Below are 24,084 nucleotides of genomic sequence, written 5' to 3' on the forward strand. Positions count from 1 at the left end.
CCCACCATGCCCGCGCCCTTGCCCGCGCCTTTCACCCTGCGCGGCATCTGTCTTTCATCTTCAACCTTACAAAAGCGCAAGAGGACTGTAAGTCAAATCGATGGTTCCCCAACCGCAATCTTGCGAGTATAGGAGGTGCAATAAGACAGCTGCCGCGGCGAGCGCGGATACCAGGGGGAGGAACCATGGACTTCATGAACGAATACGTAAACGGCCAGCTTGCGAACCCCCAGTTCGTCAACCCGTACGAGGAAACCGCAACCTACGAGCGCGCCGAGCGCACCGGCAAGAGCCGCCGATTGAGCGATGCACTGGTCTCCATGCTCGCGATGGTGGTGCTTTGCATCGGCGCCGTGTCCGTTCTTTCCAAGCTGGGAAGGTAGCGCACATCGATGGGCTTCATCCTAAGCTTTACCGATAAGTTCGTCGCGGCGCTCTCGCTGTGGCCCTTTGCTTCCTTTATGCTTACGCTGCCCATTTTGGCGTATCTCTACCATCGCGACGGGCGCCTCAAGGTTTGGTCCGCGGCCGCCGCGTACCTTGTCGTCCTCTACTTCTTGGGCCTTGGGTGCTTCACGCTGTATCCGCTGCCAAGCGGAACCGAGGGGCTGGGCATCACCTACGGCATCGCGCCGCAGCTCAACCCCATAGCGTTTGTGGGCGATATCTACCGCGACGGAATCACGGCGGTGCTGCAGATCGTCATGAACGTGGTGTTCTTTGTGCCGTTGGGCTTCATCGCGTCCAGGGCGTTTCGCATGCGTTTTCAAACAACGCTGCTGCTTGGCTTTGCAACCTCGCTTTTGATCGAGACGGCGCAGCTCACCGGCTTCTTTTGGCTGTATCCTTACGCCTACCGCACCTTTGACGTGTGCGACCTCATGTGGAACACGGGCGGTGCCGTCGCGGGGTGGTGGGCTGCCCGGCTGCTCGCTCGCGTGCTTCCTCAGGCGCAGCGCGACGAGGACTCCATTACCACCTCGCCCGGCTTTGTCCGCCGCAGCGTGGCGTTCATGCTCGATGGGGTCATAGTGCTTGTGGCCACGCTGTGCGTGTGGTCGCTCATCATCTTGATAACCCCCAACGGGCTGGACGTTCGCTTTGCGGAAGGCTCCGGCATGGCCTGGATCACGCTCGTCATATTCGTCATCGTCCAGTTCTTTATTCCGCTGGCCAACCATGGAAAGACGCCCGGTGGCTCCTTTGTGCGCATGACCTGCGAAACCAAAGAGCGCGGACCCGTCATGCGCGTGGTCTTTCTTGCGGTTCGTCTGGTCGTCATCATCGGCGCGTTCATGTACGCACCGTTGGCGATGCCGCTCCTGGGCCTGTTTTTCATCATCGCGCACCGCATGCCGTACGACTATCTGTAGATTTGTGCGGGAGCGTATTCGCGCGAAGCCATCAGGCGACGTCTGCCTCGCCATATGGCCTAATACTGTGGCGCTTTCAATCTTCCTCAACAAAAGACCTTGCAGGCGCTATGATTACCAAGAAATTACCTAGGCTAACATTGCGCCGCGGCTGCCCGCATCGCCTGCGTCCGGTGCTTTTTGCCTGTTGCATACGTTGGGGGAGTGGACGAGTCGAATGAACCAAGAAGAGCTTCAGCATGGAAGCCAGGCTAGCAATGAAGAAGCCAACGGGCAGAGTGCTCGGACCGCGCAAACGAAAGCCGCGCCGGTTGAGCCTGTAGCCTGCGATTGGCCGCTCAGGCTCGATAAGCTTCCCATTGGCAAGGACGCCGTGGTGGCGACGGTCGATTCGGACGATCAATCCCTGCGCCAGCACATCCTCGACATGGGCCTCACCCCCGGCACCGAGGTCACCATGATGAAGTACGCCCCCATGGGCGATCCCATCGAGATCCGTCTGCGCGGCTACGAGCTTACCCTGCGTCGGGCGGACGCCGCGCGCATCACGCTCGAGAACATCCATGATGCGCACGCGGAGCAGCGCGAGCAGGCCCATGGCGGCTCCACCGCGCACCCCGCGTTGGGCGAGAAGACCTATCGACCGCGTCCCGGCGAGCACCCCGTTCCCGCGGGCGATCCGCTGGAGTTCGTGCTGGCGGGCAACCAAAACTGCGGAAAGACCACGCTGTTCAACCAACTCACGGGCTCTAACCAGCATGTGGGCAACTTCCCTGGCGTCACGGTAGACCGCAAGGACGGCCAGATCAAGGGCCATCCGGAGGCCGTCATCACGGACCTGCCGGGCATCTACTCGCTGTCACCCTACACCAGCGAGGAGGTCGTCAGCCGCAACTTCATTCTCACCGCGCGCCCGGATGCCATCATCAACATCGTCGACGCCACCAATATCGAGCGCAACCTCTACCTCACCATGCAGCTCATGGAGCTCGACCGCCCCGTGGTCCTCGCCCTCAACATGATGGACGAGGTCGCGGCAAACGGCGGCACCATCGACGTCAACCTGCTCGAGAGCATGCTCGGCATCCCCGTGGTCCCCATTTCCGCTGCCAAGAACGAGGGCACCGGCGAGCTGGTCGAGCACGCCCTGCACGTGGCGCGCCATCGCGAGCGCCCCGGCCGCCTGGACTTCTGCTCTGCGGACGGTCCGGATGCAGGCGCCCTGCACCGCTGTATCCACTCGGTCGCGCATCTGATCGAGGACCACGCCAAGCGCGCCGGCATCCCCTTGCGCTTCGCGGCGACCAAGCTGGTCGAGGGTGATGAGCTGGTGCGCCAGGCCCTGCATTTGGACGAGAACGAGCTGGACGCGCTCGAACGCATCATCTCGCAGATGGAGGAGGAGTCCGGCAAAGACCGCCTCTCCGCCCTGTCTGACATGCGTTTCGCTTTCATCGGCGAGGTCTGCCGCCGCTGCGTGGTCAAGCCTCGCGAGAGCCGCGAGCACCTGAGGTCGCTCGCCATCGACCGTATTCTCACGGGCCGCTTCACGGCGTTTCCCTCGTTCCTCGTCATCATGGGTTTGGTCTTCTGGCTCACGTTCGGCGTGATTGGCGCATGGCTGCAAGGCCTTATGGAAGAAGCGGTCGCCGCGCTCACAACGCTGGCGGACTCAGGTCTTGCCGCCTGGGGCGTCAATCCGGTGGTGCACTCGCTCATCATCGACGGCATCTTCGCCGGCGTGGGTAGCGTGCTTTCCTTCTTGCCGCTCATCGTGGTGCTCTTCTTGTTCCTCTCCATGCTCGAAGACTCCGGCTACATGGCGCGCGTCGCCTTTGTAATGGACAAGGTACTGCGCCGCTTCGGTCTTTCTGGACGCAGCTTCGTACCCATGCTGGTGGGCTTTGGCTGCAGCGTTCCCGCCATCATGTCCACTCGCACCCTGCCTTCCGAGCATGACCGCAAGATGACCATCATGCTCACGCCGTTCATGAGCTGCTCGGCAAAGCTGCCTGTATACGGCCTGCTTACCGCTGCATTCTTTGGACGAGGGTCCGTTCTTGCGATGGTGTCCCTCTATATCCTGGGCATCGTTGTGGGCATGCTAGTGGCGCTTATCTTCAAGAACACCGCGTTCAAGGGCGAGCCCGTGCCGTTTATCATGGAGCTGCCTAACTACCGCCTTCCCAGCGCCAAGACCACCGTCATGCTGGCGTGGGACAAGGCCAAGGACTTCATCACGCGTGCGTTCACTATCATCTTCGCCGCTAGCGTGGTCATCTGGTTCCTGCAAACGTTCGACTTCCAGCTCAACGTGGTCACCGATCAGGCCGACAGCTTGCTCGCCGGCTTGGGCGGCTTGCTCGCGCCCATCTTCGCCCCGCTGGGCTTTGGCGATTGGCGCGCATCCACCGCGCTGGTCACGGGCCTGCTTGCGAAGGAGAGCGTTATCTCCACGCTTTCAGTCCTACTGGGCACCGAGTCCGCCTCCGCGCTCACGGCCCTGTTCACCCCGCTTACGGCATATACCTTCTTGGTATTCACGCTGCTCTACCCGCCCTGCGTCGCCGCTATAGGCGCGGTCAAAAACGAGCTGGGCGCCAAGTGGGCGCTCGCCGTGTTCGCGCTGCAGGTGGCAGTCGCCTGGATCATCGCCTTCGCGGTCCACGCGATTGGAATGGCGCTGGGGTTGGCATAGGCTACCTAATGCCCTTGGCGAGCATTTGCTCGCAATCGTGCTTATTCACTCCAAATACTCAAAACAGAACCGTTCGCGCTTCGTTTGACGCGGGCGGTTTTGTTTTGGAGCGATAGGCAGGTGAGTGATTATGCGGGCAAACAAAGCGTTGTCTCGTGGCCTTCCTCCAGCGGTATCGTTCGCTCAAATCGCGGCACATCGATACGGTTGGAGGAAAACCCATGCGCCAATCTGCAGCAAAGCGAATCATCACACCCAGGCTTCAGGCCGGCTACGTTGTTTACCTGCGCGAGGCGGAGCGCGCCCCAAGTACTATCAACAAGTACAAGCGCTCCATAGCGCGTCTTGCAGAATGGCTCAACGGACGGCCCGCGACAAAGGAGGAAGTTCTTACGTGGAAGCACCGCCTCGCCGAGCAGGGCATGTCGCCATCCTCGGTTAACTCCGCCATCGCGGCGGCAAACGGGTTCTTTCGCTACGCCGGCTGGTATGACCTGCAGACGCGCTACCTGCGCGTTCAACGCAAGGCGTTTCGCGATTCTTCACGCGATCTTACGTTGGAAGAGTATCGCGCGCTCGGCCGGCAGGCATATAAGGTGGGTGACATCCCTGTTGCGCTTGCCATGGAAACCATTGCTTCCACGGGTATTCGCGTAAGCGAGCTTGCCTACATCACGGTCGAGGTGGTGCGCGCTGGTCGCGCCGACATCTCTCTCAAGGGCAAGATCCGCGTGATCATGCTGCCCTTGCGTTTAAAGGAGAAACTGCAAGATTACTGCAATACCCGTGGCATTCATTCTGGTCAGGTCATTGTGGACGAAGACGGGCTGCAGTATTCGCGTCGGCGTCTTTGGGGAAGGATGAAGTGCATAAGCGCGGGCGCGGGCGTGGATCCCAGCAAAGCCTTTCCGCACAACCTGCGGCACCTCTTCGCCATTACGTTCTACCAGGCAAGCGGTGACATCGTAAAGCTCGCCGACGTCCTGGGCCATTCATCGGTGGAGACCACCCGTATCTACCTTGCTGCGTCAGGTGAAGAACATCGCAGAACACTCGATGGATTGGGATTGGTGCTCTGATAGAACAAGGCGGAATGCTTATTACCTTCCAACAGTATAAAACAGCTGGTTATTAATCTGAAACCATGAGGACAGTATTATCAAAATAGACCTTGAAGCAATATGGCATCTTTTAGTGAGCTGCGATAAGGACTTCGGCTACTTATATTGAACACCCCTGTCGAACGGAATAAGCAATTCGTTTCATTGGTGTGCTGGCATCGATGATGAGTGGGGGAGGAAGAAATGCAGAAAAAACTTGCTGCAACGGGAGCTGCGCTTGGACTTGTCGCAGGGCTTGCTTCGGGATTGCCTGCTGTTGCGTTGGCTACTCAAGCGGGCGAAGTGCCTGAGACTTCCGAAATGGAGGTGGGGCTAGTTGGCGATTCAGCTGACAAAGCCGCATCGGGTTTGGCTGGAAATGGTACTGTACAAGACACTTATCAGATCGGCAGCGTCAATGATCTGCTAAAAATAAAAGATATTGAAGCTGCCGCCGCCCAGAGCGGTGCGGGCGCAATCTACTATCGACAGACGAAGGACATTTCTTTTAGCAGCATTGCTGTCGGTGATTCTTCGACACCTTATATATCTGGAACATTTCGAGGCGTGTATAACGGAGGCGGCCATTCGATTGAGGGCATGGTCAAGCCTTTGTTTGGCGAAATAAAGGGTGACGTCATTGGGGGCGCAACGGGCGATATCATCTCGTCTTACAAGTCTGGCGATGACTGCCTCAAGCTGTATAGCTCGGCGATTATTAACCTCAAGATAGTTGCCCCCTCAATTGATCCCTCAGATAATTTAAATGGGAATTATTCGTTTGTTGTCGGTCGTAAGGCTACTAACGCATCGTTTGTTCAGGTTGTTGTAGAGAGGGCGACGGTCAAGGGGTATTCACTTGAAGATTCCCAGATTGGCGGAGTTATCGGCGAGGGAGAAGCCTGCTTGTTTGATCGGTGCTCTGTGACGATGGACGCTTCCAATGCCAAGAATATAGCCGGTCTGGTTGGTAGGGCGTACGGTAATTCTGTAACACCGTTTGTAATGGTGGGGTGCCACAGCGGGGGCTCTGCGAAAATGAGCGGCGTTTTCGGCGGAGGCATGGTCTTCATCGCTACCGATCTGAAAAATGAATCGGTTGGAGATTCTAAATATGAGCTAAAGATAGAAAACTGCTCATCAAATATGAATATCTCTTCAGAGAATTCGAAGGGCTCCAAGAATGATGACGGTATGGTCAACATAGGCGGTCTTATCGGAAGGTCAACTCTTGCGACGCTTATCGATGGAGGCTCTTTTTCAGGTTCTCTTAAATACGGTGTGAAGGGTAACAATGTATATGTCGGAGGGGTTGCTGGCAACGTTGTCTCTAATGCCAAAGTGTTTGAAGGAGGGGAGACGTGTAATGTCGAAAACGCGACGCTTCCTTCGGGCGACACCTCTTCTGCGTTTTATATCGGGCGCCGAATTGGAGGTTATGGTTCTGAAAAGACACTGGATTGGGGATACGACACGGGAGCAATTCTCCAGGGGAAGGATGGGGCTATTCCATCTATCAGCTCAGGAGCAAAGATTGGCGAGATCGGAAGCCTCAGGATGGTGACGCTTTCCAACGTTAATCAGGATGAGCTGGAGATATCTAGCAACAGCACCTTAAACATTGGCGCCGAGTGCACGATAAAATCGATCAATTTCCATGGCGGGAACCTATTGGTTAGGAATAAAGGTGCGATTGGAACTATTAGCGTTGAAGATGGAATAGCTTGGCAGCTTGATAATGAAGGGTCTATCGATGAGGTCGTATATAAGGGCAGTAGTCGCCTCGAAGGTAGCGGAAAGAGCTATGTTGTTGAAGTTCTGAGTAACAAGGGGTCTATTGGCAAGATATCTGCATACGATGGCGACGACCTCGTTTCCGTTGCCCTTGGCAGCGGTGTCGGAGTTCTTCAATATGACAATCAAGGCCAGCTTTGTCTCACAACGAATAGCGATACGACTTTACCGGATGCAACAAAAGGTGCCTTTAAATTCGATGGATGGTTCGACGACCCAGGTTTTTCCTCGAATAAGGCAGAGAGTCTCGTACGCAATAAGGTTTACTATGCAAAATGGCTGAGGCAGATATCCTTTGATGGGAACGGTGCGGATAGCGGCTCGATGGCGAATCAGGCCGTTGTCGAGAAAGATGCCCAAGCGACCATCTCCACAAACGGTTTCAAGAAGACCGGATACCAGTTTATCGGATGGAATACTTCTGCCGATGGTGTAGGTACGAGCTATTCGGCAGAGGAGAAGGTGTCTAAGGTTCCCAGCGGTGCCACGCTGTATGCTCAGTGGAAGGCAAACAGGTACACCGTCAAATTCGATTCTAACGGTGGCGATGGTTCGATGGCGGACGTCGAGGCGACCTACGATTCCCCGGTAACGCTTCCGGATAATACGTTCACCAAGAGCGGAAAGAAATTCGCCGGTTGGGCGACGACTCAGGAAAAGGCTAACGACGGCGCCGTCGATTATTCGGATGGCACAGAAGTGCTGAACCTCGCGGAGAACGGGGACGTTACCCTGTACGCGGTTTGGACCGATAAGGATGTCCTCAATCCGGAGCTTTCTGATACGGTTGTCACCTACGACGGGACCCAGAAGCAGTTCAAAATCGACGGGGACTACACGATTGAGTATTACTTGAATCGCGAGAAGGTTGATAACCCGATTGCTGCAGGCATCTATGACGTAGTGGTTTCCCGTGATGAAGACGCTGATTGCGCCGCCTACCACGCGCGTATCGCAGCCGGCCTCGTCATCGAGAAGGCCGCTCTCACGATCCTCCGAACAATATGAGCGCTTACGTGGGCGATGCGGTGCCGACCTTGGACCAAAAGGCGTACAAGATCGAGGGCCTTTGTGGGGATGACGAGCTTAAAAAAGCGCCGACTCTCTCTTACGAGTCTACTCCTGATATGACCAAGCCCGGCTCCGTCAAGATCGTCGCAGCTGGCGCGGAGGCGTCCGACAATTATGAGGTCTCCTATGGGACCGGCACCCTCACCGTATCCAACCGTCCCGTGACGCCGCCCTCCTCGTCCGATAAGACCGAGGTCGAGCACAACCAGGACGGCTCAACCACCACGACCGTGACCAAGCCCGACGGCTCGCAGACCATCACGCACGAGACCGCGACCGGCACCGAGTCCGTTGTGGCCAAAGACAAGGACAGTAACGTGATCTCCACCGAGGTGAAGGTTTCCAAGAAGGACGCCGAGTCCGGCAGGTTGGAGCTGCCGATCGAGGGCGAGAAGGTTTCAAAGGATCTTGACGATGCTGTTGAGATCTCCATCGATGTGCCCTCTAGCGTCACCGCGACAAGCCCGTACAGGTGACCGTCCCGATCGCCAGGGACGATGACTCCGAGCCGAACTACGGCGTCGTGGTGTTCGCGGTGGACGAGGAGGGCAACGAGACCGTCATCCCGAAGTGCGCCGTGGACGACGACGGCAACGTGGTCTTCGAGGCGACCGGGAACGTCGTCATCAAGGTGGTCGACGCCGCCAAGGACATGCCCGACGTGACCGACGCCGACTGGTTTGCCGGCGACGTGGTCGACTTCGCCACGGCCCGCGGCATCGTCAACGGCGTGGCGCTTCCCGATGGCTCCCGCGTGTTCAACGGCTACGGCAAGACCTCGCGCGGCATGTTCGTCGCGATGCTCCATAACCTGGAGCTGAACCCCGGGGCAGCGAGCGAGGGCTCCCTCGCGGACGTGCCCTCCGACGCCTTCTACGCCGACGCGGCCACGTGGGCGCTGGAGGAGGGTATCCTCTCCGGCGTCGACATGCCCGGCGGCACCAAGCAGTTCCAGGGTAACGCCGACGTCACCCGCGAACAGGTCGCCGTCTTCCTGATGCGCTACGCCGGGTACCTGGGCATGGACGTCTCCAAGCGCGCGGAGATCGACTTCCCGGACGCCGGTGAGGTCTCCGGCTTCGCCAAGGAGGCCATGTCCTGGGCCGTGGCGAACGGCCTGTTCACCGGCGACGACGTGACCGGCGAGCTCAACCCCACCGACGGTGCGGCTCGCGCCGAGGTGGCAGCGGTGCTCATGCGCTTCATCAACCTGATGTACGCGTAGAGACCGATTAATACTTAGGGGCAGCTGGGCGGAGTTTCCCGGCTGCCCCTCCTTTGTATAGGCGAATAGGCGGATTATCCAGCGGTGCCGATGAGGTGCTGTCGGTTTTGTGTAGCACGTTGGCTATCCGGCGTGCAGGAGGTTGCATGGTATGACGGACAATCGCCAGGGTTGGTACGCTGTCCATGTTGGCGTGGGGAGGGAGGAGGCGATGGCGTCCCGCATCTCGCGTGTGCTTCAGGGTTGTGGATTGGAAGAGGCGTTCTTTCCCAAGTTCGAGGTTGAGCAGAAGTTTCACGGCGAGTGGAAGCGCGTGCTGAAGCCCTTGTGGCCCGGTTACATCATCGTGGCGACGCGACTTCCCGATGCCCTTGTAAAGGGTTGCGCCGAGCTCTCCGAGTATGCTCACGTCGTCGAAGTGGGCGGTGAGCCCGCTGCGCTGGTGTCCCCCGCAGCTGAACTCGTCCGCGCATGGACCGATCCCGGCGACAGGGTGGTCTCGTTGAGCACGGGCGTGAAGGAGAGGGACAACATGACGGTGCTGCAGGGCCCTTTGGTGGGCAGCGAGCACCTCATCGAGACCATGAATCGCCATAAGGGCATCGCCGTGCTGGGCGTCGACGGCCTGGATGGAAAGGGGCGGATGCGCATAGGATTACGCGTGCTCCCCGGTGATAAGATAAGTAACATCGATTTTTAAGTTTCAGCTTGCAAAAAGGCCCACCGGCTTATCTAAGGGATGTTCTGAGACGCGCGAAGCGCGGCGAACACATCCCTTAGATGAGTCCGGTGGGCCTTCTCTGTTAGGTATTACTCGTCCTACTGCTGTTGAGCCAGAAGCGCCTCGACCTCGCCGCGCGTGGGCATGGACGGAATGGCTCCTCGTCCGCGAACGCAAAGCGATGCGACGGCGTTGCCAAAGCGGGCGAAGCCGCAAGCCTGTTCAAGCGTGACGTCTGCCGCATCGACGCCGCTCTCGCAGAAGGCGGTGAGGAAGCCGCCCCAGAACGAGTCGCCCGCTCCGGTGGTGTCGACGATATCGGTGGGGAAGCCCTCGACGTAGGCGCCGCCTTGGGCGCAGCGAACGTAGGCTCCAGCGCCGCCAAGGGTGACTACGGCGACCTTTACGCCCTTCTCGAGCAGGGTCTCCGCCGCCTTCTCGGGGTGACGGGTACCGGTGAGCAGCTCGCATTCCTCGTCCGAGATCTTCATAAGGTCCATGCGGTTGACGATGGAGCGCATCTGCAACTGGGCGACCTGCGCGGATGCCCACAGGCTGCTGCGGTAGTTGGGGTCATAGGAGAGCACGCAGCCAGCTTCGCGGGCGCGGTCGAGCGCGGCCAGGGTGGCACCGCGAGCGGGCTCGTTGGTGAGGGAGAGCGAGCCCACGTGGAAGACGCGGGTTGCGTCGATGACGCCGAGCGCGAGCTCGCGGGCGTTAAGGCAGGTGTCCGCGCCGGGCTTGCGGGCGAAGGAGAATGCGCGCTCGCCACGCTCGTCCAAAGCTACAAACGCCAGGGTGGTGAACACGTTGGGGTCCAGGATGAGGCCGGTGGTATCGACGCCTTCGCCGGCGAGGGTGTCACGCAGGAAGGTGCCGTGCATATCGTCGCCCACCTTGCCTATGAACGCGGTGGTAGCGCCGAGCTTGCGGGCGGCGACCAGGACGTTTGCGGGCGCGCCGCCGGGGTTGCGCTCGAACATCTTCTGGCCGTTTTGCGAGGTGCCCACCTCGGTGAAGTCGATGAGGAGCTCGCCCAGGGCGGTAATGGAATACTTGGAGGCCATGTGCATCCTTTCTCGTAACGTGTCTTTGTAATTGCCTACTTGGATGATATGACGGACGAGGGGTTTGCGCGTGTAACGATGCTGTTAATACGTTCCCTCCATACCGTCGCCCATAGGCCAGACGCGGGCTGCCTCGGCGGTTCCCTGGATGGCGATGTCGAGCTGGTCTGCCGTGGGGAACCAACGGGTGGAGAAGGCCTCCCGGCCGTTGTTGGCGAAGATTTCGAGAGCGGAGTTGTCTACCAGGACGCGCAGGTTTTCAAGTGCGTTGACGTTGACACTGCGCGTCTGGCGACCGCGGCCGATGCCTTGCGCGCCGTCGTCAAAGTTGAGGGTGAGCTCGCCGTCTGCGAAGGCGATGCGAGCCGCGCCATCGAGCGTGAGGTCGAAGGGCCCGCTGATGCCATCGACGACGATGTCTGCGCGGTGGGCGGGCAGGGTTGCCGTGCGGGTCTGCGCCGGGGCGCTGTCAACATGTGCGAAGGACGCCTGCTCGCCGCGGAGCTGTTCGAGTTCGGGAGCGGGCGCCATTGCGACTACGCCGTCCTCGCAGCGGGTGAGTACGCGCGGCACGGTGAGGCAGTGGATCCAGTCGAGGTTATCCGGCGCGGAGTCGAACGGCGGCTCGGGCAGGCCCATCCAGCCGATAAGGATGGTGCGGCCCTGGGGGTCGGTGAAGGTTTGCGGCGCATAGAAGTCGAAGCCAAAGTCCCAGCGGCGGAAGAGCGCGGGGTTGACGTGCTCGCAGCCGATGAGCTTGACCGCAGCGGGCAGCGGGATGTAGCCGGACTGGTCGCGCAGGTCGTTTGCCCAGGGGAGCTCTGCCATGCCCTGCGGGCAGAAGGACAGGTACTCGAAGCCGTCGAGCGCGATGCGATCTGGGCACTCCCACATAAAGCCAAAGTGAGATGTGGGACGTACCGTGGAGGCGGTGGTCCAGCTAAGGCCGTCTTGAGACTCCATGATAAGCGCAAGGCCCTCATCGTCCATATCGCGAGCGCCCAGAAGCATGTGCAGGCTGCCGTCTTGACTCCACACCTTGGGGTCGCGCACATGGCAGCTGCAGAAGTCCGGATAGTCTGCGTTGCGCAGTAGCACCTGCTTTTCGCCCAGGTCAAAGCCATCGGTGGTTTCGATGAGAATCTCATTCGCCTGGCGGCCGGAGTAGATGTAGTCATGGGCGCCGGGCTCTTTGACGTTACCGGTGTAGTACAGGCGCAAAAGGTCGCTGCCGTCCGCGCCGCCGCCGGGGACGATGTAGGCCGATCCGGAGTACGCGCCGTTGGCGTCTTCTGGAATATCCTGGTGGATGACCATGCCGTGGTGCGTCCAGTGAACCAGGTCCGGGCTGGTGGCGTGGCCCCAGCCGCGCTCGCTGCCGTTTGGCCAATCCGGGCTGTACTGATGGAAGACGTGGTAGAGGCCCCTGAAATAGCATAGGCCGTTGGGATCGTTAACCCAGCCGGTGGGAGGCATGAGGTGGAATCCCATACGCCAGCGATTGGTTGTCATTGTGCGTGCTCCTTTATTTTTAAAGCGGGGTGAGAGTTGCTTGGGCGGGCGCGAACGCGCTCCTATGGTTGTGCGTTGCCGGCTTAGAGCGATACCGCATCGGAAAGCTGGTCGGGCTTGGCGATGCGGTATCCAAGAAGGGGCTACGAATGGCTTTACGCCTCAACGGGGTCTTTGTAGAGAATGAAGGACACGGCGAAGGCTACGATTGCCGTGGCGGCGAACATGATGATGTACTGCAGCGGCTGGTTGAGGCACAGCAGGATGCCGAAGATGCCCGTGACGCCCGTACCGGTGGCGCCAAGCTGGGTGATGGAGCAGATGAGGGCTCCCGCGGCGGCGCCGATGCAGCCGGCGACGAAGGGCTTGACGAAGCGGAGGTTCACGCCGAAGATGGCGGGCTCGGTGATGCCCATGAAGGCGGAGAGGGCAGAGGGGGCTGCGAGGCCCTTGATCTTGGCGCTCTTGGTCTTGAGGGCGACGGCGAGGCAGGCGCCGCCCTGGCCGATGTTGGCGGCGCTAGCGATGGGCAGCCAGTAGGTGACGCCGTACTGGGCAAGCTGGCCCAGGTCGATGGCGGTGTACATCTGGTGCAGGCCGGTTACGACGGTGGGGGCGTACAGGCCTCCGATGATGGCGGAGCCGATGCCCAGGGGCAGGGTGAGTAGGAACTGGATACCGCCCAGGATGGCGTTCTCAAGATAGACAAAGATGGGGCCGACGGCGGCGATGGTGATAAACGCGGTGACGAAGACGGATACCAGCGGGGTCACGAAGAGGTCGAACATGTCCGGCACGTGCTTATGCAGCCACTTCTCCAGAACGGAGAGGATGAAGCAAGCGATCACGATGGGGATGACGTGGCCCTGGTAACCGATGAGCTCGATGTTGTAGATGCCGAAGATAGAGAGGTAGTTGTTAACGCCCTCGGAAGCGACGGTGTAGGCGTTTTGCAGGCTGGGGTTGATGAGGATAGCGCCCATGACCGCGCCCAGGTAGGGGTTGGCGCCGAACGCCTTGGCCGCGGAGAAGCCGATGAGGATCTGTAGGAAGGTGAACGCGGTGTTGGAGACCAGGTCTGCGATGACGTAGAGCGAGCTGGAGGTATCGATGGAAAGGTAGCCGTTGGTGTTCATGAAGGATAGGGCGCTCATGATGCCCAGTAAAAGACCGGACGCGACGATTGCCGGGATGATGGGAACAAAGATGTCGCCCAGCAGCTTGATGGCGCGCATGAAGGGGTTCTGACGCTCCGCCACGGCCTCCTTGGCCTCTTCCTTAGTGGCCTCTTTGATATTGCCGAGCTTGATGAATTCGTCATAGACCTTGTTGACAGTGCCGGTTCCGTAGATAACCTGCAGCTGGCCGGCTGCTTGGAAGTTGCCCTTGGCGCCTTCTGCGTTGTCGACGGCCTGCTGGTTCACCTTCGAGTCGTCGGCGATGACCAGGCGAAGGCGCGTTGCGCAGTGGGCGGCGGAGACTACGTTGTCCGCTCCTCCCACGGCGTCGAGGATCTGCTGCGCGGCGAGTCTGTGATCGAGTGCCATATGCGTTCCTTCCCGTTCGAATCGGTGCGCTTGCAATGTGGAACCTGGTTTCAGTATAGAGGACAAACTGCTTCATTGCTCTTCTAAATGAGAGGTAGAAGTATGTGTGTTCGTTCTCATATGGAATCGTTCCCACAACGATATACATACACCGAGGGCGCGCTGCTGCCAATGAGTTTGCGGACATAGTGTCGCCAGCGGTAGAAAAATGACGGCGAATGGTTTTTTGCGCATCAGGCGATTGGGTGGCTTGATGCCTGTTTTCCGGGGCAATGCGTGTCTTGATGCCAGCTGATCCGGCGGGTTTTCGACAACGCAAGGCCCTCCGGTGCGTATGTCTCGGGTGTTCTGAGCGAAGCGAACACACCCGAGACATACGCACCGGAGGGCTCTAGGGCCTTGATCAAAAGCAGTGCCGTCTTATCGCGTTGACTTGCGTTCCACCAGGTCAAATCCCATCTTAACCTCGCGCACCGCGCCGGCGTCTTTGCCCATGAAGCCCAGCAGCATCTTGGCCGCCTCGATGCCGGTAGATTTGTAATGGTGGTGGATGGTTGTGAGGGGAGGATCGACAATCTGCGACAGGTCCCCATCGCCAATGCCCGCGACCTGGACGTCGCCGGGCACGGAGAGTCCGCGGTCGCGCAGGCAGGTAAGGGCGCCGCAGGCGATGGTGTCGGTCGCGCATACAACGGCGTCGATCGTTGGGTCGGCATCAAGGAGCTGCTCGGTGCAATCGTAACCGGCTTCAATATTGAAGTCGCCCACGGCAATATGGTCGAGCGGTACCTGAATGCCCGCCTGCTCGCATGCCGCCAAAAAGCCCTCGCGGCGCATCTGGCCTGCGGAGACATCGTCCTCGTCCACGCCTATGTAGGCGGGGTTCGAGCTGGTTTTCAATATGTGCCCGGTGATGGTGCGAACGGCACCCAGGTCATCCTGGTAGACGCAGGGACGGTCGGGCGTTATCTGGTCCACAATGACCAACGGCACGCGCAGGGCGTCCATGGCGCGGTAGTGCTCAGGGCTAAACATGGTGGCGACCAGTATGGCGCCATCAACTTGGTTGGATTGCTGGAACAGTTTGAGAAACTCAACCTCGCGTGCGGAATCGTTGGCGGTGTTTGCAAGCAGCACTTGGTAGCCGGCATCGTTCACCACCTGGGATATTCCCGCGACAATGCGGCTTATAGAGGTTGAATTGATCTTGGGGATAATGACGCCAACCACGTTGGTCTTGCCAGTGCGCAGCGTCTTGGCTTGCTGCGACGGCGCGTAGCCGGTTTTTTCGATAACCTTCGCGATGATTTCGCGTTTCTCCTGGGATACGTATCCGTTATTGAAATACCTCGACACGGTGGCGCGAGAGACTCCCGCCATCTGCGCGATCTGGTTGATGTCCATGTGCTGGTCTCCCTTCTGGTTAGGCAGTCTAGCGTAAGGGGGACTACACACGGGCGGGTTTTCTGTTATTCGGCGGTGCGTGAGTCGGCGATGCGCGGGGCGCATGCGGCGCGCACGGATGGATGGGGCGGAGACGAAGTTTTTGTAACCATACGTATAGAATGTAGCATTCTGGTTCGCACGGTATTCAGCTTTGTGGTTTGCTGGGATAATTACATGTATCTGTGATATCGGATGTATGAGATGACGCACGTGAGATGGCTGGTCGAAAGGGCGGTGGCATGACGGATGTGCTAACAAGCGATGAGCGCTGCGACAGGTCTGCGTTGGACGAGGTCGAGCGCGCGGCGCTTGCTCTCGAGTGCGACGGCAGGCTTGGTCTGACGCGCGGGTTTATCCAGCACGGCACCGTGAGCGTGTACGAACATGTACGATCGGTCGCGCGGGCTAGCTCCGCCATCGCTTCGGCGCTGGAGCGCGCGGGCGTGCGAGTTGACCGCGCCTCCCTCATTCGAGGCGCGCTGCTGCATGACTATTTTCTCTATGATTGGCATGATGCGGACCCCTCGCATCGTCTGCATGGATTCACGCATCCCTCCTGCGCGCTCACCCGGGCCGAGGAGGATTTCGAGCTTACGGAGCGCGAGCGAAATATCATCGCCCGTCATATGTTTCCGCTGGTGCCCGTGCCCCCCACTTGCCGCGAAGCATGGATTGTCTGCATGGCGGATAAATGGTGCGCCCTGTACGAGACGGTTGCTGCCCGGTTGCCCGGCAAGGGCGCGAGCGTTTCGGCATCGCGGCATGTGCGGACGAGGATGGGCGTAGAGGCCGATAGCATGACGGGGGAGTAGCGAGTGTTCGCTGAGTTTGTTGCAACGGGAGCCCCGCTATCGGCGCTGTTCATCTCTTTTTTGGTCTACTCGTTTGTGGGCTGGTTGTATGAATCGACCATTTGCGCGCTTGCCAACTACGGCCACTTTGCCAACAGCGGCTTTCTGTTGGGCCCGTGCTGCCCCATCTACGGAGCCGGCGCGTTGGCGTGCTGGTTCTTGCTGCGCGGCATCCCCGGGGTGGGCGCGCAGTTTGTCGCGGCGGCGCTAGTGTGCAGCGTACTGGAATATAGCGTGGGTGCCATGCTCGAGCGACTCACCGGAGCGCGTTTCTGGGATTACTCCAAGTTCCCCTTCAATATCAAGGGCAGGGTGTGCCTGTACGGCGCCATGCTATTTGGCGCGGGCGCGGTGGTGATATGCAGGGCGGCCGAGCCGTCTCTTCTGGCGGCGCTGCAGGCGGTGCCTCGGGAGGTGCTCGCCGCGATCGCGGATGCATGCGCGGGGGTCCTCGTCCTCGATACGGCGTTTGCCCTGGCAAGCTGGCGACAGCTGTCGCTCAAGCTCGAACTGCTGCGGGACGAGATGGCCGATAAGATCAACGAATCGCTCAAAGACGCCACGGCCTCGATGCTCGACCGCGTTCCCGCCGCGGTATTGGATACCGCTTCCGAGCTTAAATCGCGCAGCGGCGCCGTAAACTCCTGGCTGGCAGAGATGTCAGACGGAATGTTTGAATCCGTACGCGAGAAGGTGGAAATGCCCGCCTTTATCGCGGAGGGCGGCCGCGGGCTGCGCCTGGTTGCGCGCCGCATGAAAAACGTCGCCCAGCGAGCGGAGGCATCTGCCCCCGTAAAGCTCAAGACCATGATGACCCGTCGAGAGCTGAGATTCTTCAACGCGTTTCCAGAGATCAAGCTGAAGTCTTACGAGGGCGTTATCCGTGCGACCAACCTTAAGGAGCGGGCGCGCGAGCTTTTCTATAGAAAGTAGCCTATAGAAAGTAGCTTGGGGACAACCGCGCCTACAGGCCAAGCATGGTCCGTACGTCTGCCAAGATGCCCGCAGTCGACATGCCGTGCTTGGCAAGCAGTTCCTGCGGCTGGTAGCGGTCGGGGAAGCCCGGGGCCTTGGAGATGCCGTAGCATTTCATGCGCATGCCGCTTGCGGCCATCGCGGCGACAACCTGCTGGCCCCAGCCGCCCTCGACTATGCCGTCTTCAAGTGTGATCAACGCGGCGTGGTCGGCGGCGATGCGATCAAGCTCCTGCATATCGATGGCGCTGGCGATGCGCGGGTTGATGACGGTGGGCGAGAACCCAAGCTCGTCCAAAACGGCATCTGCGATCTGCTCGGCAAAGGGCAGGAAATCGCCCAGGCCAAGAATTGCCAGGCGCTCGCCCCGGCGCACGGTTTGGTAGGCGGGTCGGCTCCAGTCGATGGTTGCCGACTCGGTGGTTGCGTGATCTGCCGCCGCGGCAGATGGGCCCACCGGCGCGGCGGGCGCAAGGTCTGGACGAGAAATGACGCCGGCTCCGGGCACGCGGATGAGGACGGGCAGCGCGCGCTGGCCGAGCGCCCAGTTGAGCATGGAGAGGTATTCCTCTTGACAGCACGGTGCTAGAACAACCAGGTTGGGCAGGTTGCTCACCATGGAGAGGTCGAAGAAGCTCAGGTGCGTCTCTGCCGTGGTGCCAAACACGGACGCGCCAAAGTCCAAAATGGTGACGGGCGCGCTGTTGAGGCAGGCGTCATGCCACAGCTGATCATAGGCGCGCTGCAAAAAGACGCCGTACACGCCAAAGACGGGCGATGCCCCCGCCAAAGCCAGGGCCGCGGAGCAGGTGACGGCGTGCTCTTCTGCGATTCCCACATCGATGAACTGGCGACCCGCCTGCGCGCGGCGCTGGGGGTCGAAACCCATGATGTAGGGGGTGCCGGCGCTCATGGCCACCACGCGCGGATCGCGCTGGATGGCGTCTATAAGGTACGTACCGGTGATCTGCGCGTAGGTGGCGCCGGATCCATGGGCGCTTGCGGGAGCGTTGGCGTCAAGGGGGAAGGGCCCCACGTGGTGCCAGGCTTCCGGATTGGTTTCCGCCGGGGCAAAGCCGGCGCCCTTTTTGGTGTGGACGTGCAGGACCACGGGACGCGGGGTGTCGCGGACCTCTTGAAGCGCGTGAACGAGCTCTACCACGTCGTTGCCCTGCTCAAGGTAGCGGTAATCAAGCCCCAGCGCACGGAACGGGTTGTTGGGCGAGGTGCCGCCGGTGGCACGGAGTTGGGCCATGCACTGGTACAGGCCGCCGTGGTTTTCCGCGATCGACTGGTCGTTGTCGTTGATGATAATGATGAGGCCGGTGTTTAACTCGCCCGCAGCGTCGAGCCCTTCAAAGGCCAAGCCGCCGGAAAGCGCTCCGTCGCCAATGACGGCGACCACGCGAAAGTCCTGGTCCGCAAGGTCGCGAGCCATGGCAAGGCCGCAGGCAAGGCTTACAGACGTCGAGGTGTGGCCCATGGAGAACAGGTCGAAGGCGGATTCGCGCGGGTTGGAGAAACCGGAGACCTCGCTGGCGCGCGCGGGGTCCGTAAAGGCGGCGGCACGGCCGGTGAGCATTTTGTGCGCGTATGTTTGATGCGAAACGTCGAAGATGATCTTATCGACCGGCGCGTTGAAGACGTGGTGCAGCGCTACCGTGAGCTCGATGGTCGCCAGGTTGGGGGCCACGTGGCCGCCCTCGCGTGAGCAGTAGGCGAGAATGGATTCACGCAGCTGGGAGCACAGCTCGACAAGCTGCGCATTGTCCAAGCTGTGGACGTCTGCGGGTGATGCTATGCGGTCCAGAATCATACGCTGCGTATCGCTCCAAGCTCATAGGGTATGCGACGGGCATCCGTGCGCGAAGGCGCGGGTGGACGCTCGCCGGGGCATGCGTGTAGAGAGTAAAGTTTCTCACACGCATGCCATCAAGATGTGGTGGAACTTCGCAGTCGCGATGTGTGACAAATTCACTCCACACTCAAATGTAGCCGTATGACGAGCTGGTTGCAACGTATGCTCGCCGATAGGCGCATGCCCATGGCGGTGGCGAGCTTGGCGGCGGTGGCGAGCCCCAGGCCGGCGCCCTGTTTGCCGCGCGAGGCATCTGCCTGATAAAAGCGCTCGAAGAGGCGGGTGGGGTCGATGGCGGCGGGGTCTTGGACCTGGTTGGCGACATCCAGCACCGGGCGGCCGTCTTGCGTTTGCTGGGCGAGCACGGGCGCGCTTGCCCCGTAGCGCAGCGCGTTGGTGATGAGGTTTTCCAGAATGCGCGCCAGGGCGTCCTCGTCCGCCTGCACCAAAAGGCCCTGGTCCTCAAAGGTGAGCGCGGGCTCCCAGCCGCGTTCCTCAAAATCGGGGTAGTGGGCGATCAGCACGCGCTCTACCACCGGCCGCAAGGCGATGGGCTGCATGTTGAGCGCAAGGTCCGGATCGCTTGCCTTGGTGTACAAGAACAGCTGGTCTAGCAGGACGATGGTGCTATCGATGCGGTCCGTGGCGGCGGAGAGGTGCCGCTGGCGGCCTTGGGGCGAGTCTTCGTCCAGCGCAAGCTGCAGGTAGCCTTTGGCACCCATAAGCGGCGTGCGAATGTCATGCGACAGGGCGGAAAGATCGCGCTGGAACTCCTGCGTGTGGCGCTGGGCGGCGATGCACTCCTCCATGGCGCGGTCAAGCTCTGCGTTGACGGCTGCGGCGAGGTCTTGCAGCGCGGGAGCCGCCGCCTGTACGGTGAGGCGCGCGTTGCTGCGGGGCTGGCGCTCGCGGATGAAGCGGGCCATGCGGCGCAGCTCCATGGCGTAGGTGGCGCCGGCGGCAAGCGCGCCTAAGGCTGCGCCCAGGATGAGCATGCATATGGCGAAGAAGGTGGAATCCACGGCGAAACCTCCTTGTGGTGGTGCAGGGGCACGTGCGGGTGTGGACGAGGATGGGTGCGGGTGCGTGCGCGGGTGCGCGGCAGTTAGTACTCGCGCTTGGGACCCTTGGTGAGGATGATGGCGATGGAGAACAGAGCGACTATGCAAAATCCCAGCAGCGCCTGGGTGGCAAGGCCGCCGGGCAGCGCGAGGCCGGGGGTGGTGGCGGGCTCGAAGAGCACGTGCGATCCCAGGGCGAGCCTGCTGATGAGGTTGGTGGGCAAAAGCTCTGCAAACGAGCCCGCAGCGGCGTACATGGAGGAGGCGCCCAGCTTGAACTCTGAAAATACCCTGCAGAGCTCTGCGAAGAGGTCGAAAAAGCCCGAGATGGCACCCGCGCCGATGAAGATGATGGCGACGTTGACGGCGCCCGTGCGGCGGATGAGCACGGCGATGGCGAGGGCCACAAGCGTGAGGGTCCACAGGCCAAGCCAGGTGAGCGCGAGCCAGGCGAAAAGATGCAAGGGGTCCTCGTCCAAAGACAGGGGAAAACGCAGGATAGCTGCGAATGCGATGGCGATAAGGCAAGCGGCGAGGAGGACCAGCGCGGTCCAGATGGCGTTGAAGACGATTTTCTCGAGGAAGTAGGTTGCGCGCCCGTAGCCCTGCATGAGGGTTTTGGCGAAGCCGTCGCGGAAGTCCGTGCAGGCGACAACGACGACGCCGAACATGGTGACGATGTTGAGGATGGCTCCGTCGAGCAAGATAGAGCCAAGGAAGGCGGAGGGGTGGACGAGGGCGAGGTTGAATTCGCTGGCGAGCTCGGCGGCGTCTTGGCTGGTGACGAGGCCGGAGCCGGTGGAAGCCCGCGAGAGCATGAAGGCGGTGAAGCCGAGCGCGCCGCCGATGATGATGACCAGCGCTACAAAGCAACCAAAGAACTCGCCGCGCAGACGATTTGGGTTGAAGATGCGGTAGAGGTCTGATTTGAGAAGGCCGAGCATGGTGAGACCTTTCGAAGTGGCGGGCGGCTGAGGGGCAGGCTGCTAAGGCGGCCGCGGGTATAGGTCGCGAGGGTGCGGGCTACGGAGGCCGGCTGCAGAGGCTGGCTGCGGGCCGGGGGGGTTATTTGGGCGCAGGCGTACCCATGAGCTCGACAAAGTAGTCCTCGATATCGCGCTCCGTGACGGAGAGCTCGAGTACAACCTGGTCGGCGTCGTGAAGGATGCGGGAGATGTGCTCGACGGCCTGGGCGGCGGGGGCGGGATCAGTTGCAGAAGAGCTGGACGTTGCGGATGCGGCGGGCGCGGCGGGGGCGGATGCGGCGGGCACGAGGCTGGGGAGCGAGATGGAGATCGCTTGGTCGGGCAGCGCGCGAAGGTTTGCGCCGGGTAGGCGCTCTTCCAGGGTCGCGAGGGTGCGGGCGGGATCGGCGGTCTTTATGCGCACCGAGCTGCCGCAGGATTCGTGAACCTGCGCCTCGGTGATCTCGCGGACCAGTGCGCCGTCGCGGACCACACCGTAGCGGGTGGCCATACGGTTGAGCTGGTCGAGCACGTGGCTGGAAATGACAATGGTGACGCCGCGCTCGCGATTGAGCCGGACCAGCGCTTGGCGCATGTCGCGCGTGGCCTGCGGGTCCATGCCGTTGAAGGGCTCGTCCAAAAGCAGGAGGTCGGGCGTGCCGACCAGCGCAAGGGCCAGACCCAGGCGCTGCTTCATGCCCAAGGAGAACTTTTTGGCGGGCTGGCTGCCGGTATCTGCGAGGCCGACCAGCTTGAGCAGGTCGCGGCAGTGCTCTTTGGGGTTAATGACGCCGATGGCGAGCGCCTTCATCATGAGGTTGTCGAAAGCGGAATGGGCTTTGAGGACGCCGGGCTCCTCGATGAGCGCGCCCACGTGGTGCGTTTGGGTCGCGTTTACGCCGCCGGCATTGCCGCGTGCGGGATGAGCCCCGATTAGCTGGCCGTAGAGCTCGATCTCGCCCCAGGTGGGGGAGGCAAGCCCGGCGATCATCTTCATGGTAGTGGACTTGCCGGCTCCGTTGTTGCCGACGAATCCATAGATGTCGCCCTCGTGGACGGTCATGTTGAGATGGTCGACGGCGTGCTTCTTACCGTAGATCTTGGTGAGGTCGTGCGTTTGGATGGCGTACATGGTTGCTCCTGAGGACGAGGATGGTTTGAGTATGGCAGGAGTGGCGGCGCGCGGCGGACGGCACGCTGGTAAAGAATTGCTAAAGATGGGGCGGTGCGGGCTGCGGCGTGCGAGCCGCATTGTCCCTCGGCGCGGGCGCGGTCGTTACAGGTCGCGGCGTTTGCCGATGGCGATGTAGGCCGCGCTTCCTATGAGAATCCAGATGACGCCGGTGACTGCGCCCCATGCCCAGCCGGGCACGGCGCCGATAAGCGGCAGGGTTGTCGCGGTATCGAACATGGTGTTGGCGCCGTTGGAGAACGCCTGCAGTACGGAGCTGGGCATCCAAGTGGCTATGCTGGTGAGCGCGGGGGCGATGGGTTGCAGGAAGGAGAGCATGCCGCCAGACGAGAACGCGAGCGCGCTGAGCGTAAGCGGGAATAGGCCGCTGATAGGGGCGAACGCGAAGATATAGACGGGGAGCTTTTTGCGGAAGATCGCTACGGCGATCATGGCGATGACCGTGATTGCCCAGGTTGCAAGCCATGCGCCTAGAAGCCAGAGGGCGAAGGCGAGCGGGTTGTCCGGCCCCTGGATGGCAAAGCCGTAGGGCATGGTGAGGAAGACCTTCAAGATCACCAGGTGGAAGATGCAGCCCAGGGCAAGCATGAGGGCGGACCAAATGCCGGCGAGAAGAATCTTCTCGCCCAAATACAAAGCGCGCCCTCGCGGGGAGGAGACCAGGCTTTTTACATAGCCCTCCGAGAGATCAGGTAACGTGTACTCGACCATGCCGAACGACGCGGCCAGGGCGAGGACGGAGAAGGATCCCAGCATGGTGCTTCCCAGGAAAGAGGACGGCGTCGCCAGCTCCTTGATGAGGTTGGCGTTTTCCGCCGGGCCCAAGCCGGATTGCAAGATAAACCAGGTGAGGCCCACCTCGAGGCAGGCGATAAAGAGCAGCACCGAGGCGTATTGCCAAAGTTCGCCGCGCAAGCCGCGGATGCGGGTCATGCGGTAGAGGTCCGAGCGCAACAGGTTGAGCATGGGGTCACCTTCCTTTTTGCGAAGTGAACAGAAGATAGGCGAGGGCAGCGATGATGGCAAGGTCGATCGCGATGTTTATGGCGTCGGCGGGGTGCATGCCGCGCCTCCTCTCTGATGCGGTTGCCGTGCATCTTTATAATGCGGGCCGGACCTTGGGAGATTTATAAGCGGGGTTTAAGAATGCTTAAAGATGGGGCGGCGGGGCGAGGCAGTGGAGAGAGGCGGTAGGGCGAGGCGAGCGGGGGCGTGGTGCGATTGGACGCAACATGGAAGACGTCTCGGAGCACGCTGGGACAAAAATCGACTTAGTGCGGAGGTTGGACCAAATAATGGCTTAGTGCGGTTCAAATCGTGACAAATAATGCGTTAGTGCAGTCCGGGCGAGGCATAGAAAGGGTACCTTATGAATAGGGTGTTTACATCATCCAAACTAGAAGGCTTGGACGATGCCGGTCTATGCATAAGAAAGGTGTCCCGGGCCGCTTCCAAACCGCACTAACGCACTATTTGACCAAATCTCCGCACTAGCGCGTTTTTTGACACTCCGCCCTTTCCGCACTAACGCGTTTTTTGGCCCATCCTTGCACGGAGGGGTTGTTGGTGTTGGTAGGCGACCTCATGAATGGTTGGGAAGCTGTTCTGTGTTAGCCATAGTGAACAAA

General features: G+C 60.6%; 19 protein-coding genes. 10 read left to right on the forward strand and 9 right to left on the reverse strand.

The genetic code is table 11. The features are described 5' to 3' along the window. Positions 1-185: 185 nt before the first annotated feature. From HMPREF9452_RS06875 to HMPREF9452_RS06910, 8 genes are all read left to right on the forward strand, one after another. Positions 186-383 carry a hypothetical protein gene (locus HMPREF9452_RS06875; RefSeq protein ID WP_009141407.1) on the forward strand — a complete coding sequence of 66 codons (198 nt, stop codon included), beginning with the start codon at positions 186-188 and terminating at the stop codon, positions 381-383. 9 nt (positions 384-392) lie between these two features. Continuing rightward, on the forward strand, positions 393-1,373 hold the full coding sequence (locus tag HMPREF9452_RS06880; RefSeq protein WP_009141408.1) for a VanZ family protein: 981 nt from the start codon (positions 393-395) through the stop codon (positions 1,371-1,373). A 217-nt stretch (positions 1,374-1,590) separates the two neighbouring features. After that, positions 1,591-4,071 (forward strand): ferrous iron transport protein B, encoded by a 2,481-nt coding sequence (gene feoB / locus HMPREF9452_RS06885; RefSeq protein WP_009141409.1) that lies wholly within the window; start codon positions 1,591-1,593, stop codon positions 4,069-4,071. Positions 4,072-4,292: 221 nt separating this feature from the next. Further along, entirely contained in the window at positions 4,293-5,150 is an 858-nt protein-coding gene (locus HMPREF9452_RS06890) for a tyrosine-type recombinase/integrase (protein ID WP_009141410.1), read from the forward strand. A gap of 225 nt (positions 5,151-5,375) precedes the next feature. Further along, the gene (locus HMPREF9452_RS11375) at positions 5,376-7,973 is read left to right on the forward strand and encodes an InlB B-repeat-containing protein (RefSeq protein ID WP_009141411.1); all 2,598 of its coding nucleotides are present in this window, start codon (positions 5,376-5,378) and stop codon (positions 7,971-7,973) included. Then, positions 7,970-8,512, forward strand: coding sequence for an MBG domain-containing protein (locus HMPREF9452_RS06900; RefSeq protein WP_009141412.1), 543 nt, complete (start codon positions 7,970-7,972; stop codon positions 8,510-8,512). The genes HMPREF9452_RS11375 and HMPREF9452_RS06900 overlap by 4 nt, the downstream gene beginning before the upstream one ends. Continuing rightward, positions 8,509-9,261: an S-layer homology domain-containing protein gene (locus tag HMPREF9452_RS06905; protein WP_009141413.1), complete on the forward strand. Its 753-nt coding sequence runs from the start codon at positions 8,509-8,511 to the stop codon at positions 9,259-9,261. The genes HMPREF9452_RS06900 and HMPREF9452_RS06905 overlap by 4 nt, the downstream gene beginning before the upstream one ends. Positions 9,262-9,412: 151 nt before the next feature. Next, the gene (locus HMPREF9452_RS06910; protein WP_009141414.1) at positions 9,413-9,961 is read left to right on the forward strand and encodes a transcription termination/antitermination NusG family protein; all 549 of its coding nucleotides are present in this window, start codon (positions 9,413-9,415) and stop codon (positions 9,959-9,961) included. 119 nt (positions 9,962-10,080) lie between these two features. Here HMPREF9452_RS06910 and HMPREF9452_RS06915 read toward each other — a convergent pair whose 3' ends face one another. From HMPREF9452_RS06915 to HMPREF9452_RS06930, 4 genes are all read right to left on the reverse strand, one after another. Beyond that, positions 10,081-11,049, reverse strand: a complete 969-nt coding sequence (locus HMPREF9452_RS06915; RefSeq protein ID WP_009141415.1) for a carbohydrate kinase family protein — start codon at positions 11,047-11,049, stop codon at positions 10,081-10,083. Between the two features lie 84 nt (positions 11,050-11,133). Continuing rightward, entirely contained in the window at positions 11,134-12,561 is a 1,428-nt protein-coding gene (locus tag HMPREF9452_RS06920; RefSeq protein ID WP_009141416.1) for a glycoside hydrolase family 32 protein, read from the reverse strand. 155 nt (positions 12,562-12,716) lie between these two features. After that, positions 12,717-14,108, reverse strand: a complete 1,392-nt coding sequence (locus HMPREF9452_RS06925) for a PTS transporter subunit EIIC (RefSeq protein WP_009141417.1) — start codon at positions 14,106-14,108, stop codon at positions 12,717-12,719. A 420-nt stretch (positions 14,109-14,528) separates the two neighbouring features. Beyond that, positions 14,529-15,512: a LacI family DNA-binding transcriptional regulator gene (locus HMPREF9452_RS06930; protein ID WP_009141418.1), complete on the reverse strand. Its 984-nt coding sequence runs from the start codon at positions 15,510-15,512 to the stop codon at positions 14,529-14,531. Between the two features lie 281 nt (positions 15,513-15,793). Here HMPREF9452_RS06930 and HMPREF9452_RS06935 point away from each other — a divergent pair, with 281 nt between their 5' ends. Continuing rightward, positions 15,794-16,366, forward strand: a complete 573-nt coding sequence (locus HMPREF9452_RS06935) for an HD domain-containing protein (protein WP_009141419.1) — start codon at positions 15,794-15,796, stop codon at positions 16,364-16,366. A gap of 3 nt (positions 16,367-16,369) precedes the next feature. Beyond that, on the forward strand, positions 16,370-17,338 hold the full coding sequence (locus HMPREF9452_RS06940; RefSeq protein WP_009141420.1) for a putative ABC transporter permease: 969 nt from the start codon (positions 16,370-16,372) through the stop codon (positions 17,336-17,338). A gap of 31 nt (positions 17,339-17,369) precedes the next feature. Here HMPREF9452_RS06940 and HMPREF9452_RS06945 read toward each other — a convergent pair whose 3' ends face one another. The 5 genes from HMPREF9452_RS06945 to HMPREF9452_RS06965 form a co-directional block, all read right to left on the reverse strand. Next, positions 17,370-19,196, reverse strand: coding sequence for a 1-deoxy-D-xylulose-5-phosphate synthase (locus HMPREF9452_RS06945; protein WP_009141421.1), 1,827 nt, complete (start codon positions 19,194-19,196; stop codon positions 17,370-17,372). A 158-nt stretch (positions 19,197-19,354) separates the two neighbouring features. After that, positions 19,355-20,260 carry a sensor histidine kinase gene (locus HMPREF9452_RS06950; protein ID WP_009141422.1) on the reverse strand — a complete coding sequence of 302 codons (906 nt, stop codon included), beginning with the start codon at positions 20,258-20,260 and terminating at the stop codon, positions 19,355-19,357. Between the two features lie 83 nt (positions 20,261-20,343). After that, on the reverse strand, positions 20,344-21,243 hold the full coding sequence (locus HMPREF9452_RS06955; RefSeq protein WP_009141423.1) for a hypothetical protein: 900 nt from the start codon (positions 21,241-21,243) through the stop codon (positions 20,344-20,346). A 121-nt stretch (positions 21,244-21,364) separates the two neighbouring features. Beyond that, the gene (locus HMPREF9452_RS06960; protein WP_009141424.1) at positions 21,365-22,396 is read right to left on the reverse strand and encodes an ATP-binding cassette domain-containing protein; all 1,032 of its coding nucleotides are present in this window, start codon (positions 22,394-22,396) and stop codon (positions 21,365-21,367) included. Positions 22,397-22,540: 144 nt separating this feature from the next. Continuing rightward, positions 22,541-23,422 (reverse strand): hypothetical protein, encoded by an 882-nt coding sequence (locus HMPREF9452_RS06965; protein ID WP_009141425.1) that lies wholly within the window; start codon positions 23,420-23,422, stop codon positions 22,541-22,543. Positions 23,423-24,084 lie beyond the last annotated feature (662 nt).

It is taken from the genome of Collinsella tanakaei YIT 12063 (assembly GCF_000225705.1).
Lineage (GTDB): Bacteria > Actinomycetota > Coriobacteriia > Coriobacteriales > Coriobacteriaceae > Collinsella > Collinsella tanakaei.